The 15657-nt window shown below is 60.5% G+C and carries 17 protein-coding genes; 3 read left to right on the top strand and 14 right to left on the bottom strand.

Annotated elements, in window-relative coordinates; all coding sequences use genetic code 11:
• Positions 1-103: 103 nt before the first annotated feature.
• Positions 104-670 carry a dienelactone hydrolase family protein gene (locus K290_RS0103045; protein WP_028750499.1) on the bottom strand — a complete coding sequence of 189 codons (567 nt, stop codon included), beginning with the start codon at positions 668-670 and terminating at the stop codon, positions 104-106.
• A 177-nt stretch (positions 671-847) separates the two neighbouring features.
• A complete protein-coding gene (locus tag K290_RS0103040; RefSeq protein WP_028750498.1) occupies positions 848-1147 on the bottom strand; it encodes a DUF1127 domain-containing protein in 300 nt (99 codons plus the stop codon).
• A gap of 197 nt (positions 1148-1344) precedes the next feature.
• On the opposite strand from K290_RS0103040, the gene K290_RS0103035 reads away from it, so the two are divergent.
• Positions 1345-2298 (top strand): LysR substrate-binding domain-containing protein, encoded by a 954-nt coding sequence (locus K290_RS0103035; protein WP_037134847.1) that lies wholly within the window; start codon positions 1345-1347, stop codon positions 2296-2298.
• A gap of 33 nt (positions 2299-2331) precedes the next feature.
• Here K290_RS0103035 and K290_RS0103030 read toward each other — a convergent pair whose 3' ends face one another.
• From K290_RS0103030 to guaB, 6 genes are all read right to left on the bottom strand, one after another.
• Positions 2332-2883, bottom strand: coding sequence for an alpha/beta fold hydrolase (locus tag K290_RS0103030; RefSeq protein ID WP_028750496.1), 552 nt, complete (start codon positions 2881-2883; stop codon positions 2332-2334).
• 65 nt (positions 2884-2948) lie between these two features.
• A complete protein-coding gene (locus K290_RS33770) occupies positions 2949-3602 on the bottom strand; it encodes a TetR/AcrR family transcriptional regulator (RefSeq protein WP_037134845.1) in 654 nt (217 codons plus the stop codon).
• Between the two features lie 190 nt (positions 3603-3792).
• On the bottom strand, positions 3793-4674 hold the full coding sequence (locus K290_RS0103020; protein WP_081670208.1) for a dienelactone hydrolase family protein: 882 nt from the start codon (positions 4672-4674) through the stop codon (positions 3793-3795).
• 149 nt (positions 4675-4823) lie between these two features.
• Positions 4824-5246: an MAPEG family protein gene (locus K290_RS0103015; protein ID WP_028750494.1), complete on the bottom strand. Its 423-nt coding sequence runs from the start codon at positions 5244-5246 to the stop codon at positions 4824-4826.
• A 144-nt stretch (positions 5247-5390) separates the two neighbouring features.
• The gene (locus K290_RS0103010) at positions 5391-5981 is read right to left on the bottom strand and encodes a hypothetical protein (protein ID WP_028750493.1); all 591 of its coding nucleotides are present in this window, start codon (positions 5979-5981) and stop codon (positions 5391-5393) included.
• A 3-nt stretch (positions 5982-5984) separates the two neighbouring features.
• A complete protein-coding gene (gene guaB / locus K290_RS0103005; RefSeq protein WP_028750492.1) occupies positions 5985-7469 on the bottom strand; it encodes an IMP dehydrogenase in 1485 nt (494 codons plus the stop codon).
• 341 nt (positions 7470-7810) lie between these two features.
• Here guaB and plsY point away from each other — a divergent pair, with 341 nt between their 5' ends.
• Positions 7811-8485 (top strand): glycerol-3-phosphate 1-O-acyltransferase PlsY, encoded by a 675-nt coding sequence (gene plsY, locus K290_RS0102995; RefSeq protein ID WP_028750491.1) that lies wholly within the window; start codon positions 7811-7813, stop codon positions 8483-8485.
• A 141-nt stretch (positions 8486-8626) separates the two neighbouring features.
• Here plsY and K290_RS0102990 read toward each other — a convergent pair whose 3' ends face one another.
• On the bottom strand, positions 8627-9553 hold the full coding sequence (locus K290_RS0102990; RefSeq protein ID WP_081670206.1) for an MBL fold metallo-hydrolase: 927 nt from the start codon (positions 9551-9553) through the stop codon (positions 8627-8629).
• Positions 9554-9841: 288 nt separating this feature from the next.
• Here K290_RS0102990 and K290_RS0102985 point away from each other — a divergent pair, with 288 nt between their 5' ends.
• The gene (locus tag K290_RS0102985) at positions 9842-11266 is read left to right on the top strand and encodes an MFS transporter (RefSeq protein ID WP_028750489.1); all 1425 of its coding nucleotides are present in this window, start codon (positions 9842-9844) and stop codon (positions 11264-11266) included.
• 38 nt (positions 11267-11304) lie between these two features.
• Here K290_RS0102985 and K290_RS0102980 read toward each other — a convergent pair whose 3' ends face one another.
• The 5 genes from K290_RS0102980 to K290_RS33765 all read right to left on the bottom strand — a co-directional run bounded on the left by K290_RS0102980 (position 11305) and on the right by K290_RS33765 (position 15649).
• Complete coding sequence (locus K290_RS0102980; protein WP_028750488.1) at positions 11305-11688, bottom strand: VOC family protein; 384 nt, start codon at positions 11686-11688, stop codon at positions 11305-11307.
• Positions 11689-11751: 63 nt separating this feature from the next.
• A complete protein-coding gene (locus tag K290_RS0102975; protein ID WP_028750487.1) occupies positions 11752-12471 on the bottom strand; it encodes an RlmE family RNA methyltransferase in 720 nt (239 codons plus the stop codon).
• On the bottom strand, positions 12468-14045 hold the full coding sequence (locus tag K290_RS0102970; RefSeq protein WP_028750486.1) for a Ppx/GppA phosphatase family protein: 1578 nt from the start codon (positions 14043-14045) through the stop codon (positions 12468-12470). The genes K290_RS0102975 and K290_RS0102970 overlap by 4 nt, the downstream gene beginning before the upstream one ends.
• 165 nt (positions 14046-14210) lie before the next feature.
• Positions 14211-14990: an anti-sigma factor family protein gene (locus tag K290_RS0102965; protein WP_028750485.1), complete on the bottom strand. Its 780-nt coding sequence runs from the start codon at positions 14988-14990 to the stop codon at positions 14211-14213.
• Positions 14991-15010: 20 nt separating this feature from the next.
• Entirely contained in the window at positions 15011-15649 is a 639-nt protein-coding gene (locus K290_RS33765; protein ID WP_051263939.1) for an RNA polymerase sigma factor, read from the bottom strand.
• Positions 15650-15657 lie beyond the last annotated feature (8 nt).

The raw sequence follows: 15657 nt of genomic DNA, 5'->3' as shown, positions 1-15657 counted from the left end.
TTGACGTTGCGATCGGGTTGAAATCCATTATGGCACACATCCTTTTGATATTGCTCACGGCAGGTAACTTAGGCAACAACCGCCTTCGGTTCAAAGCGAAGCTTTAAAGAGTATCGAGGAAACGAATAACGCGGCTCCATGTAAGATCGGCCGCCTTGGCATCGTAGTCGGGCAGGCTGGGGTCGGTATAAAGGTGGCCTGCGCCGGGATAGGCGAAAACATCGAGTGCGATCTTTGATCGTGCGGCTTCGGATCGCCATGCGGCGACATCTTCCGCAGGCTCGAAACGATCCGGATCGGCAAGATGGACCTGCACGGGCGTGCCCTCGCGGGCGCTTTCCGGGATTTGGGCGATGCTGTGAAGAAAAAGCACGCCGGCGGTTTGGGCCCGCTTCGGCCAAAGACTTGCCGCAACTGCCGCGCCCATGGAGAACCCACCCAGCACCGTTGAGGGCGGCAGGCCGGCCATCGCCCATTCCGCCCGCTCGCAAATGGTCGGCCAACCGATTTCATCCTTCAGTTCGAAGCCTTCGTCGATGGAACTCGCGACCCACCCATCATAAAGATCGGGGGCGAACGCCTTATGACCTGCCGCCTGCAAGCGCTCGACAGAGTCCAGTTCGAGAGGGCGCAATCCATAAACGGAGTGGAAGAGGATTATCGTCGCCATTGTCACTGCCCTCGCATTTTAGCCAAGTCCTAACATATGGCATTTGAAAAACATGGCAATTTCCCCGCCGTGCTTCGTCTCCAAAAAAGAAAAAACCCGGTGTCGGTTGGGAACCGAACACCGGGTAAGAGGCAGGGCTTATTGGCTATCACCCTGCGGGGAAACGCTTAATCGGTCTCAACGACGAAAGCCGGTGAGGCAGAGGGAGCGCGTACGGCGACGCGCGGAGTTGGTCAGATGGCTGGACGGGTCCTCGAAGAAGGTCGACGTGTAGAGGGCCGCCGTGACGTCAAGGCGTGTCAAGCCGATGTCCCTCAACTGGCTGTCGTTCAGCTCATTCAGATAATTGATCTCGCGGCGGTTGCGGAGTGCGCGCCAGACGGATGCCATCTTATCGAAAGCAAGCGTCAGGCGTGCCGTCAAAGGCAGCGACGGCCTTGCGTGGCCGAGATGTAATGTCCGGTCTGTCGTGCGCATTTCATGGTCCTTTCTTTCAGGCACACGCTGGCCAAGCCCCTTCCCGGAGATCCGGAGAAGGAGCGTGGTCGGGAGGAATTCGGCAGGAGGTCTGTCGATTGGTATGCTGATTTGCATTAGGAAGATGCCAAAGCCCTATTGATCAGTCCAACGAATGTTTCTAATGATAATTATCAAACTCCTTTATAGGTGAGATCATGGCCGCGCCGCTTGATATCGATCAGTTGCAGACCTTCATCGCCATCGTGGATTCGGGCAGCTTCACCAAGGCGGCCGACCGGGTCTTCAAGACGCAGTCGGCGGTCTCCATGCAGATGCGCCGGCTGGAAGAACGCGTCGGCAAACAGCTTTTCATCAAGGACGGCCGTGGCAACCGGCTGACGGCGGAAGGCGAAAAGCTGCTCAACTATGCACGCCGTATCATCCGCCTCAACAATGAGGCGATCGCCGCATTCGACGACAACAGGCTCGAGGGCACGCTGCGCATCGGCACGCCGGACGATTATGCCGATCGCTACATGCCCGAGATCATCGGCCGCTTCGCCAAGACGCATCCGAACGTCGAACTCTATATCGTCTGCGAACCTTCCGTCGATCTCGCCGAACGCATGCATCGCGGCGAACTCGATATTGCGCTGGTCACCCACAATCCGCGGGAGAGAATGTCCGACGTGGTGCGGACGGAACCGCTCTGCTGGGTCGGCTCGGCCAACCATCCGCTGCGCGACGATGCGCCTGTACCGCTCGCCGTGGGGCGACGCGACTGTCAATGGCGGCAGCTTGCCTGCTCTGCGCTCGACGCTGGTGGCCGCGACTACCAGATCCTGTTCACCAGTTGGTCCTGCACGGTGGTTGCCGCTGCCGTGCTTGCCGGCATGGCGGTATCGGTCATGCCGGAATCGGCCCTGCGCACCGGCATGAAGGTGCTCAGCCAGGCGGATGGCTTCCCGCCATTGCCGCCGGTGCAGATCGGCATCATGAAGCGGCCGGGGCTTTCGGTATCGCTGATGAATGCCATCACCGCCCACATCTCAGCCTGCCTCGACAATATCACGCCGGCTGCGGTCGACGACGATCTCGACGGCGACGTGAAGACCCTCGCACGCTACTACCCGCGCCTGCGCGCTGGGCATATTCTGCCGGGTTGGTGATTTTAGGAACTGGGCGCAAGTCTTGCGCTCAGCTCAATCAACTGAACGGATGTCTCGGGCGACGTCGCGCATATCGTTGTTGAACTGGTGATCCCTGTGTTCGACCGTACGGACCACAGCGTGCGGAATCGCTTTCGCATAGAGATGAACATGGGCTGTTGGCACTACGTCATCATCCGCGCCGTGATAGAGATTGACAGGAATGCCGGGCGGAAGGCGTTCTGAAAAATCTTTGAGATCGTCGATATCATCGCTCGGCCAGCCGCCTTCGCCGATGAAGGGCGCAGCGATGATAAATAGCCCACCGAGCTTGAGTTTCGGCGGCTGCTCTGCAAGTACATGCAGCAAAATGGTGCCGCCGATCGAGTGGCCGACCAGAATTGCCCCGTCCTCCAACAAGTCGAATTCCCTTATCAGCGCAGCCCTCCAAGCCGCATAGCTGGGATCGTTCTCGCCTGGCATTTGAGGATAGAGGACGGCGTAGTTTTCGCCGAGTTCGCGCTCAAGGCTCGCCACAAGATTATTGTCCCAGCGGGCGTGGACGCCTTCGCCGGCTCCCTGAACGAAGAGGACCTGCTTAGTCATGGAGGCATTTTATTCTAAGGACAGAGAGCGGCGCAAGACCAGGCCGGTCAGGTGGAATAACTTGCCTAATGCCTATTGCCGATCGCCTCACCGCTCGGCTCGGCAAACAGCGTCGCGCGGATCATCTGCTTCCATTCGTGGAGCATGCGGATGGCAAGGCTCCTCTCGCTCATGATCGCGAGGCGTACCGAGGCACCGATGAGGTGGCTGAAGAGTTGCGCGCGAGCCTGCAGATCGATTTGACTGTCGGCCGGAAGGTGGGCTTCGATGCCCTGCACGAAGATTTCGGCAACGCGGTTGCTGTGCTGAATGTTCAGCTTCAGAAGATCCTGATCCATCTCCGTCCCCAACCACACGCCCATATAGGTCGGATCGCCACGGAACTCGCGATAATACCAATCGATCATGCCGCAGACGAGATCGACGGCATGATCAAGGGATTTTACGGTGATGAAGACTTCCGCCGTCTTTTGCTGGACGAGAACGGCATGACGGTCGAACAGCGCGGTGACGATCGCCGCTTTCTCGGGAAAATATTGATACACGGAACCGATCGGCACGCCGGCTACCGCGGCGAGTTCCGTCATCTTCATGGCGCTCACGCCTTTTTCCGCAATCAGGTGAGCGGCGGCCGATAAAATGACATCGACGCGATGGATGCTGCGTTCCTGCTGCGGTTCCTTGCGGAATTTGATGCGGGCGGGTTTGTCCGGGCTCATGTATTTCCCATTTTTATTATTCACTCGGAGCGACGCCGGGGCGCATGGCAACTTATGCCACAGGCATCTTCAATGCGCGTAAATGAGAAAAGTTCAATTTTAAGTGTTAAGTATTGTTACAGCCGCCTTGAGCGGCAACGGCCGGAGAATAGCTTCCGCCGTTATCGCTCCAGTTCCTCGCCGTCTGCGGTCAGGCCAGATACTTTTTTAGGAAATCGATCGTCCGGCCCCAGGCAAGATCGGCGGCCTTTTTGTCGTAGCGGGCAGCCGAAGTGTCATTATTGAAGGCGTGGTTGGCGCCGTCATAGACGAAGATCTCGAAGGTCTTGCCGCCGGCCTGCAGTTCTTTTCGATAAGCATCGATACCGGCATTGGTGCGATCGTCGAGGCCGGCATAGTGCAGCATCAGGGCGGCTTTGATGTCGGGCACATCGGCAGCGGCGGGCTGCATGCCGTAATAGGCAACGCCGGCCTTCAACTCCGGTGATTTGGTGGCGAAGCGGTTAGTGACGCCGCCGCCCCAGCAAAAGCCGACCGCCCCGACCTTGCCGTTGGAGCGGTCCAGCTTGGAAAGATAGGTCAGGCTCGCTTCGGCATTGGCAACGGTCAGTGCTGGCTCGAGCTTGGTGAACATCTCGCGCGCCTTGTCTTCATCCTCCGGCGTGCCGCCGAGCGGCGACAGGAAGTCCGGGGCCAAGGCGATGAAGCCTTCCAGCGCCATGCGACGAGCGACATCGCGGATATGCAGATTGAGGCCGCGATTTTCATGGATGACGATCACGCCACCGAGCTTCTCGCCCTCGCCCTTGGGTCGGGCGAGATAGGCTTTCATCTCCCCGTTATTGCCGGGATAGGTAACATCCTTCGTTTCCAGTCGGCTGTCATCGGCGGCAATGATCTCAGCGCTCGCCTTGTTGGCTGCAAGCAACGGCGCGATCACGGCTGCGGCCCCTGCTGAGCCTGCGAGCTTCGTCAGCTTTTCCATGAAGCCACGGCGATCAAGCGTCAGATGCGTATATTCGTCATAGGCACTGATCATCGCCTGCGTCACGATGGGCTTATCCACGCTCATAATGTGCTCCTCCTCAGCGCTCCCCGGCAGCCAGCATCCCAAGGGAAGGCTGTCCGAGGAAAAGATAGGTCAGTGGAGCGCGATGCGCCGGTAAAGGAAGAACACAAATACGTTATCGCAGGTTGCTTTTCGCGAAAATGCAAGTCCCGTCAGGAGAAGGCCATCCAGATGGCAAGCCAGACCCACATGCCGGCAAGGGCGATATAGCCGATCGCGAAAAGCGGACTACGGTAGCGCAGGTCGTTGCTGGTGACATGTACGTAGGCGTGGGCACAGCGTGAGGCGACGAAGATCCAGGCCAGGATGACGGCGGCCAGATTATCCGCCTGGGCGACGAACAGCGCGATGGAGCAGGCATAAAACAGAAGCGGAAGTTCGAACTGATTGGCGATGCTGTTGCGCACAACCAGGCTTTCGGCCGGCTCATCGGCAGCATAGTTCTCGCGAAATTGCGATCGTTTGATCGTGCCAGCCTTCACCGCGCTCTGGCGGCGCAAGCCCAACAGCGCGTAGAGAATATAGACAAGCACCGCATGGGCCACCATGGGCCAGAACATTTCATAGCCGGTCACGCCGCCAACTCCTTAGAGCAATTCCAGGAAGGTGCGAAGCGGTCTTCGATCCGGAATTGCGTAAAAATAAAGGGGTAGAGCGAGAAAGCGATTCCGTGAAACGCTGAAACCGCTCTAGGGATTGCTGAACGGCAGAACGACCGCTCAGGACGGCTTGGAACCGTCCGGAGACAGGTAGCGAAGAATCGCGAAATGGGCCAGTAGAATGATAGTGATAACCAGCGAGAGGAACTTTAGCCGCACGATGACCGGCAGCAGACCCGCGAGCAGCGTCACCGTCGCATCCGAAGGCGCAGCCGGCGGATAGAGCAACAGACCGGCAATATTTTCCGCATAGTCCATCACGCCGTAGAAGACCGGCAGACAAAAAATCAGGGCAATCCCAGCAGGCGGGATCGGCCGGCCGAAGAAGATGCCGGCGGGACCGACCAGCCGCAGCAGGCAAAAGAGCAGACCAGCCAGCACCAGCGGAAAGATGAGCTCCGGCCCTAGATACATGGAATGCAGGATAGCGGCCGGATCGGGATGATCCTTCAGGTAGCGCAGCATGGCGATCACGTCGTCGCGCTCATAACCGCCGATGCGCGCATCCAGCATCTGCTCGCCGGCGGCCGCATCACTGAACGCTCTCACGAAGCCGGCATGGATCCACGCGAAAAGTGCCAGGGAAAGAGCTGCAAGGACCGCCGTCAGGCCCTCTAGTGACCTGACGTTGTCCTGAGCGCGATCTGCCATCGATCAGCCGCCAGCGCCCGGATAGTTCGGGCTTTCGCGGGTGATGGTGACATCATGGGCATGGCTTTCGCGCAGGCCCGCGCCGGAGATGCGCACGAAGGTGGCGCGCTCCTGGAAGTCCTTGAGATCGGCGCCGCCGACATAGCCCATGGCCGCCTTGAGACCGCCTGCGAGTTGGTGCAGCACGCCCGAGACAGGCCCCTTATAGGGCACCTGGCCTTCAATGCCTTCCGGCACCAGCTTCAGCGTGTCGCGCACCTCCGCCTGGAAATAGCGATCGGCCGAACCCCGCGCCATGGCGCCGACGGAGCCCATGCCGCGATAGGCCTTGAAGGAGCGGCCCTGGTAGAGATAAACCTCGCCGGGGCTTTCGTCCGTGCCGGCCAGAAGCGAGCCGACCATGGCGGCCGATGCGCCGGCGGCGATCGCCTTTGCCAGGTCGCCGGAAAACTTGATGCCACCATCGGCGATGACCGGAATGTTTTGATCCTGCGCGGCCTGCACTGCCGACATGATGGCGGCGAGCTGCGGTACGCCGACGCCGGCGACGATACGGGTCGTGCAGATGGAACCGGGACCGATACCGACCTTGACGGCATCGGCACCGGCATCGATCAGCGCCCGCGTGCCGTCATAGGTGGCGACATTGCCCGCCATGACGCGGACCGAGTTAGAGAGCTTCTTGACGCGGGTGACGGCATCGAGAACGCGCTGCGAATGACCATGGGCAGTATCGACGACCAGAAGATCGACGCCGGCCTCGATCAGGCGCTCGGCACGCTCGAAGCCGTCATCACCGACGCTGATGGCGGCAGCGGCGCGAAGGCGGCCCTGTGCGTCCTTCGAGGCGTTCGGGTTGAGCTGCGACTTCTCGATGTCCTTGACGGTGATCAAACCGACCAGACGGCTGTCGCCATCGATAACCAGCAGCTTTTCGATACGGTGCTTGTGCAGCAGGCGCTTGGCTTCCTGCTGCTGGACACCGTCCTTGACCGTGACCAGGTTTTCGCGGGTCATCAGCTCGTAGATCTTCTGCGAGGGATCGGAGGCGAAGCGGACGTCGCGGTTGGTGAGGATGCCGACAAGGCGATGCGACTTTTCGACGACCGGGATGCCGGAGATGCCGTGCGCCTTCATCAGGCTGAGCGCCTCGGCGAGCGTGGCGTCCGGACCGATCGTGACCGGATTGACGACCATGCCGCTTTCGAACTTCTTAACCTGGCGAACTTCTTCGGCCTGCTGCACGGGCGTCAGGTTGCGATGGATGACGCCCATGCCGCCGGCCTGGGCCATGGCGATCGCAAGACGGCTTTCCGTCACCGTGTCCATGGCCGCCGACAGGATCGGCAGGTTGAGTTCGATGTCCTGGGCGATGCGGGTGGCGATATTCGTCTGGCCGGGCATGACCTCGGAGTGTCCCGGCTGCAGGAGCACGTCGTCGAATGTCAGAGCATCCAACCCGGTAGACGTTTCAATGATGCGTGCCATGGCCAATTCCTTCGTCTGTTAAAAACAGGAAAGCCCGGAACGAATCGTCTACCGGGCGATCTTGCAAGTGTTGCTTGGAAGTTGGCGAGGGCTGGTAACACGTCTATGACAGGAAGGGAATAGGGAAAAGTGGGGGGCAGATATGCCAATCCTTGACTTCCATGTGGAATTCGATTGCGCCGCCGAAATCGAGGCTGCTCACGACGAACCGCTATCAGTACGCGCGTTGAAGATATTCATGTGAGGGATTGAGAAACACGATTGCCCTGACCCCCCCTATTTCGCAATGGTGCGATTTCGGCTCGCGGTCCACGAAGAGTAGAGGAGGTAATGCCACACTCATGGTTTTCTGGATAGCGAGTGCGGTTGGATTGGTAATCGCTTATCTATTTGGTGCCACGCCCACAGGGTATCTCATGGGGAAACTACTGAAGGGCATCGATATTCGCGAGCATGGCTCCAAATCCACTGGGGCAACGAACGTATTGCGGACCCTTGGGAAATGGCCCGCCTCAGTGGTGCTCCTCATAGATGTGCTGAAAGGTGCCGCGGCAATCATCTTTGCGGATAGGTTCTATCCTTGGCTTTGCACACTGCCATCCTTTTCGCCACCGTCTGCGCTGGATCTGCAAAATCAGCAAGCGTGGACGCCCTGGGCCGTTTTCCTCGCAGGACTCGCCGCCTTGCTGGGGCATAGCCGTCCGATTTGGTTGAATTTTAAGGGCGGCAAATCCGTCGCGACCGGATTCGGCCTCTTGCTTGCGATAGCCTGGCCGGTGGGATTGGGTGCCGTGACGGTTTTTGGCGTTGTATTGGCTATTTTTCGGATTGTTTCTCTTGGTTCGATCCTGGCTGCGCTGACTGCGATTGCCCTCATCTGCGGCTTGGAGCAACCTTTGCCTTATCGGCTGCTGGTGATCGCAGGCGGCCTTTACGTGATAATACGCCACCGTGCCAACATTCAGCGGCTACTGGCAGGCACAGAGCCGCAGCTGGGCAAGGCGACCCGGAATTGAGAGCCGCACCGTACCTTAGCGGCTACTAAGGATGTTTCTGTCGTAAAATTCGCTCGCGAAAAGTCCAACTTGACCTACGGACTTTTACCACAGGAATCATTTCGCCTTTTAGCCGAGCCGTTAGCCTGGCGTCAGTTGGCCTTACAGATCGAGCTGATACGTTTTCGGCACATAGCGGAATCCTTCCGGCTGCTTTTCGACAAAGCCGACGGCGGGGAATGGCATGTGGAAGCCGAGGAAAGGGATGCGGTTGGTGGCGATCATGTCGAAGACCCGGCGGCGGGTCTTGCCGGCTTGCGCCTTATCGAGGTCGAAGCGCACTTCCCAATCCGGACGCCCGAGTGAAAGAATATAGTGATTGGCCGTATCGCCGGTCATGACCAGTTGCTTGCCGTCCGATTCGAGATGAAAGACGAGATGACCAGGCGTATGACCGGGCGCGAGCATGGCGGTCATGCCGCTGATGATCTGGTCGCCATCTCTGAGGAAAGTCATCTTCTCGGCAAAGGGCACGACATTGGCAAGCACGGTCTTGTGACCGGCTTCAGCCGGCGTCCCCTCTCGTGCCTTGTCGGTCCAGAATTCATATTCGATCTTGCCGGTGACATAGCGTGCATTCGGGAAGGCCGGAGCGCCATCCTCCATCAGCCCGCTAATATGGTCGCCATGTAGATGCGTCAGAGCAACGACGGTCACCTCCTCCGGCGCGTAGCCGAGAGCCTTCAGACCTTCTCGAAAACGGCCCAAACCGCGGGCGCGACCGGCGGCGCCGAAGCCGGTGTCGACGACGATGACGTCCGAACCTGTGTCAATGATGGCTGGCGCATAGCTGTTGACGAGCTTTTCGGTCGGCAGGAAGTTCTGCGCCAAAAGCTTCCGCACCGTGTCCGGAGCTTGGTTCGATCCGAAGGTTTCCCAGGGATTGTTCAGAATGCTTGCGCCATCCTTGACAACGGTGATGGTGCAGGACCCCAGCTTGAACTGATGGGTCTCGGGCGGCAGAACAACGGCGGTCATGATCTCATTCTCTCCAATGGTGGCAGCGTAAGCTGCGCCTGTCGCCGTCATCGGCAGCGGCCATACGAGCTTTCATGGCCGATAATTCGCCATGACATATCGATCCAAATCCGCTAATACGCCAAATGAGGTTTTATGCGCTTAGCATTTCGATGCGTTTAGCATATGTCAAACTTGATAGCCTATACCGGCGGCAAGCGGCATCACCAAGACGTGATCTCCAGGAAGCCAAAGGGCGGAATCGGAGATTGGCAGAGGTCGCACATAGGACTACAGAGCGGGTGCCCGTCTCATGCGGACCCCTTCCCCGAAGACACAACTCACCCAAGGCATATGCCTATGAATCGCATCGTTCCGCTGATCCTTGCCGTCGCGCTTTTCATGGAGCAGATGGATTCCACCGTGATTGCGACCGCCTTGCCGGCCATTGCGGCGGATCTCCATGTGGGCCCGATCACGCTCAAACTGGCGCTGACATCCTATATGGTATCGTTGGCGGTGTTCATTCCGATCAGCGGCTGGATGGCGGATCGCTTCGGGGCGAAGACCGTCTTTCGGCTCGCCATCTGCGTCTTCGTCATCGGTTCGATCATGTGCGCCTTCTCGGGCGGACTCCTGGAATTCGTCGCCGCCCGCTTCCTGCAAGGTCTCGGCGGCTCGATGATGACGCCGGTCGGGCGCCTTGTGCTGGTGCGCACGACACAGAAGAGCGATCTGGTCTCAGCCATGGCGTTGCTTTCGATTCCCGCCCTCGTCGGTCCCCTCGCCGGACCGCCTCTCGGCGGCTTCATCACCACCTACGCTTCCTGGCACTGGATCTTCCTGATCAACGTTCCCGTCGGCATTCTCGGCGTCATTCTCTCGACGATCTTCTTGCCGGATGTCGAGGCGACCATGCCGCCGAAGCTGGATTTCATCGGCTTCGTGCTGACATCAGTCGCCGCGGCCGGCGTCGTGTTCGGCATGTCGGTGATCAGCCTGCCGGCGCTGCCGCCATTCATCGGCATCTCGGCCATCATCATCGGCTTCATCTGCGGCTTTCTCTACGTCGGCCATGCCCGTCGCCATCCGGCACCGATCCTCGACCTGACGCTTCTGAAGAATGCCACTTTCCGTGCTTCCGTCACGGGCGGCACGCTCTTTCGCATCTGCATCGGCGCCATGCCGTTCCTGACGCCGCTGATGCTGCAGCTCGGCTTCGGCCTCAATCCGTTCCAATCGGGCCTCATTACCTTCGCCGGCGCCATCGGCGCCATCAGCACCAAGTTCATCGCCCGCCGCGTCTTCACCGCCGTAGGATTCAGGACGGCGCTGCTGTCGGCGGCAGGGATCACGACGGTGACGACGATCGGCACCGGCCTATTTCAGCCCTGGACGCCGCATCTCATCATCGTTGGCGTGCTGCTGATCGGCGGCTTCTCACGCTCGTTCTTCTTCACGGGGATCAATGCACTCGCCTTCGCCGACATCAGCGACAAGCAGGCAAGCCACGCCACATCGATGAGCTCGGTCATGCAGCAGATCAGCCTGGCGCTCGGCGTTGCCGTCGCTGCCATGATCCTGGAAACGTCGACCTTCTTCAGCGGCACGGAGCTGCAGGTCCGCGATTTCCATATCGCCTTTTTCTCGCTCTCGATCCTGACCGTGATTGCCATCATTCCTTTCATCCGCATGGATCGAAGCGCCGGCGCCGCGGTCTCCGGCCACAAGGCCGGCCTGAAACGCGTGGCTGCGGCGCAGCCGCAAGTGCCCATGGTGAAATGATGACCCTACCTTTTCCCCGTTGGGGCGAAGGTAAAACCCTACTCGGGCCGCTCGCAGACGGCGCTGAGCTTGTTGCCGTCGGGATCGCGTACGTAAGCCGCATAGAAATTGGCGTGGAAGGAGCGCAGCCCCGGCTTGCCCTCGTCGGTGCCGCCATGGGCTAGGGCTGCGGCATAAAAGGTGTCGACATCGGCGCGGCTTCCCGCGTGCAGCGCCACCATCGAACCATTGCCGATCGTGGCCTTGCGGTGGTTATAGGGAACAACCACCCAGAAGCGGCAACGTGTGTCGCCATCGGCGGCATAGCCGATTTCCTCATCCGATTCGCGCTGGCGCCGGTAGCCGAGGGTCGGCAGAACCGCGTCATAGAAGCTGCGTGCACGCGGAATATCGTTAGAGCCGAGAGTGACGTAAAGAAGCATGGTACGAACGCGCTGCCTGCAATGCCGATGGAACTATATCATCGGACAAAAGCCAGGGCTAAATCAAGCACTCGTTGTTTCCTCGTCCGTTCTGCGGCCCTTGAAGCCCTTCGCCAGCAGGAACATCTCGACCGATTCGGCCCTGGATGCGCCCGGCTTCACATGAATGACCTGGCGAAAATTCTGCTTCAGCAGCGTCAGCAGGTCGCGCTCCGTGCCGCCCTGGAAGGTCTTGGCGAGAAAATGCCCACCTTCGGCCAGAACTTCGACCGCGAAATGCGCCGCGACTTCACAGAGATGCATGGTCCGCAGGTGGTCGGTGCGGTGATGGCCGGTGGTCGGCGCTGCCATATCCGAAATCACCAGATCGGGCGTGCCGCCGACGGCGTCGATCAGTCGCTGCGGCGCCTGCGGATCGAGGAAATCGAGTTGCAGGATGCTAACGCCCGGAATCGGCGCCATTTCGAGAAAGTCGATGGCGGCGACGCGGATATCCTCTTCGGTCGAGTCGGTCACCTTGGCGGCGATCTGCGACCAGCTTCCCGGTGCGGCGCCAAGATCGATGATGCGGCGAGCGCCCTTGAGGATCTGGTGCTTCTCGTCGATCTCGAGCAGCTTGAAGGCGGCACGGGCGCGATAGCCCTCAAGCTGCGCACGCTGCACATAGGGATCGTTAATATGCCGCTGCAGCCATTGCCGCGAGGAGGCCTTCAGCTTCTTTTTCTTGACGCGCTGGCCGAGCTTGCGGCCGGTGCGGTTGCCGGCGATCGTTGGCTTGGTCATGCCTGCGGCCCCTTCATATCCTTTGGTCGATGGCCGCGGCGCGAGCGGCCCCGCCGCCACACGCCGTCATCTGCCATCATGTCGGTCAGCAATCCCTCACGCAGACCGCGATCGGCGACGCGCATGCGCGGGCTCGGCCAGCGGCGGCGGATCGCCTCGAGAATGGCGCAGCCTGCCAGTACGAGATCGGCGCGGTCCGGCCCGATGCAGGGATTGGCGGCACGGCCGGCGAAATCCCAGGAAAGCAGCTTCGCCTGCATGGCCGTCACCTCATCGTCTGATAGCCAGACACCATCGACCCGGCGTCGGTCGTAACGCGGCAGATCGAGGTGAACGCCGGCAAGCGTCGTCACCGTGCCGGACGTGCCGATCAGATGAAAATCGCCGCTGTCGCGCGCAGCACCCTGAACCGGCGGGCAATCGAAGCGTTCAAGCATGCCTTCGACTTCACGCACCATGGTTTCGAACAGTTCCGGCGTGACGTCGCGGCCGCCATGGCGTTCCGAGAGCGTCACCACGCCAACCGGCAGCGATGTCCAGTGAGTGATATGGTTGGCAAGTCGGCTGGAGCGGTTTTCGCCAATGCGGATGACGGCGATTTCCGAAGAGCCGCCGCCGATATCGAACAACACGACTGAGCGCGCCTCGGAGCCGACCAGCGACGAGCAGCCGGAGACGGCAAGCCGCGCCTCGGTCTCGCGATCGATGATTTCGAGCCGCAGGCCAGTTTCCTCCGTGACACGGGCGAGGAAGGCTTCGCCGTTCTCCGCCGCGCGACAGGCTTCGGTGGCAATCAGCCGCATGCGGCGGATCTCGCGCGTCTTCAGCTTGCCGGCGCAGACGCGCAGAGCTTCGACCGCCCGATCCATGGCGTCGCTGGACAGCCTGCCGCTGGCGCCAAGCCCTTCGCCGAGACGCACGATGCGGGAAAAAGCATCGACAACGCGAAACTGGCCGGGCCTCGTCGGCTGCGCAATCAGCAGACGGCAATTATTGGTGCCGAGATCGAGTGCCGCGTAGAGATCGACGGGACGGTAATCTCCGTCGGCATGCTGATGCGGCACGTGGCTGTCACGGCGCTGCGACGGCGGATGGCGGTCATTGTGATGATCGTTGCGGGCAGGCGCATGTTCAGCGGCGGCAGGAGCGGCGGGGGCGACGATCTGCGCCGTCTTTTCGTGCACCAGGGGACGGCCCTGCAAGCCGCGCTTGCTGCGGTGCTTGCGCCTGTTCTTGCCATTCTTGTGCGACGGCCCGGCCGCAGCGCGCTGTTCCGGCGCTGAAGAAGCTTGTTGCTGCTGGCTCGAGGAAGTGTGTTGCGCGCCATCATGCGCTCCGCCACGCGAACGGCGGCGACGCTTGCGCTTTTTGCCCGGAGAACCGGTGTCGTTGTCTATTGGGCGTGTCGCCGCCGGGCCGGACGTGCCGGTCTGGTTGGCCTCCGCAGAAAAAGCGTTCGGACGGGCGGGACCGCCACGCTTACGCTTACCGCGCCGGGAGGATTTACCCTTCCTGCGCTCTGCTACCGACGCCCCGTTTGCCTGCGGCGCTCTGCCGCTGTCGGGGTCACTCACGTATCTTTTCCACCGCGCCGCGCAAGGCCCCAGGGCATGCTGCAGGCGCTCATTCGATTTTCGTTGGGCGGAGAATATCAGCAGGATGAGTTTTCGCCAAATTCTTTTTGAATGGCGCGATTTGCGGGAGCTAACCCTTCCTGCGCGTTGGGGAAAGCCTTAATCTCAAGCCGCCAAGCTTTGCCGAACGCCATCCGCCAGCGCCTTCAGCCGGTCGATCGGCGAATGGCCGATGAGCATGAAGGCGTGGGTGGTGTTCGACCAATAGACGACATTCATGCCGCGGCGGTTTTCCATGTCCGGTGCAGCAACGCCTGTAGTCGAGGGGATGATGCAGAGCGCCATCGGACCGCTTTCGGGATCAAGATAAGCGATCTGCGCCAAGGGCTTGCTGTCATAATTCAGTATCTGGGCGCGCTTGAAATCGATGCCCGGCAAGGCAACGGTTTCGGGCGTCAGCGTGACACCGAGCTTGGAGCCGACTTCGCTCAATTGCGCGGCCTGTTCAGCATGATCGCCGGCGGGTGCGCTCAGCGTGTCCGGCGTATAGAGCGATAGGTACTCGGCGACAACGGCGCGCCAGTCACTCCCCTCTTCCGGTTTGTTGAGGCGACGATTGATGTCGATTGCGGCGCGATCGATGGCGACGCCCACGACGAGGCAGGCGGCAATCGCCGAGAGGAAACCACGGCGGCTAACGCCGGAAGCGGCCTTCTTTTGCGCGTTTGTGGAGGGAATGGCAGCAAGCATGGCGGTAAGCTTGGCGCTTGGGGCGGCGGTAAGCACGGGCTCAAATGCCTCACGGAAGGGCAAATCGCTCCGCGACAAGAAATCGAAGCGTTCCGCCACCTGGGCGTCGCTGGCGATCAGCTTTTCTATTCTGTCGCTCTCGGCGGCATCCAACTCGCCGTCGATGAAGGCGGTCAGCAGCTCGTCCGAGGGCATTTTTTTGTTGTCTAGTTCACTCATTCCCGTTCCCCAGTCGCCCGGCCCCGGAAAGCCGCGCCATCCGCGGGTCCCGCGCCATTGGCGAGCTTCGCCCGCGCCGCCGCCAGCCGGCTCATCACCGTTCCGATCGGCACATCCAAAACCTCCGCCACTTCGCGATAGGAAAGTCCTTCGACATAGGCCAGGAACACGGCGGTACGTTGCGCTTCCGGCAGCGCCTGCACCTGTTTCAGCACCTGGCCGGCGAGAATATGCGTCTCCGTCTCGCGCGCACCGTCAAAGACCAGCGTTTCGTCGGCATCGACAAAACCCTGGCCCATGCGCACCCGGCGCGCTCGTATCTCATTCAGCCAGATCGAGTGCAGGATCGAAAACAACCATCGATCAAGCCGCGTACCGGCTGCGAACTGACCAGCCCGCTCCAGTGCCCTGACGCAGGTCGCCTGCACCAGGTCATCCGCGACGTCGCGTTGGCGCGACAGCACCACCGCATAGCGCCAGAGCCGCGTCAGATGCTGCGACAGACCGGCCCTGATATCCTCTTCGCTGGCTATGGCACCCTCCGCGGGGTTCGCGTTTTTGGGAATCGCCGGTCGTGCCGGCGGTTCCGATCTTACCCGACTATAAGCAGAAATTGTGGAATGAGCGACTGACACTCGGATAT

The sequence above is a fragment of the Rhizobium leucaenae USDA 9039 genome, assembly GCF_000426285.1.
Taxonomy (GTDB): domain Bacteria; phylum Pseudomonadota; class Alphaproteobacteria; order Rhizobiales; family Rhizobiaceae; genus Rhizobium; species Rhizobium leucaenae.
The sequence above is the reverse complement of the archived record's forward strand: the minus strand, read 5'-3'. Positions and strand labels throughout refer to the sequence as shown.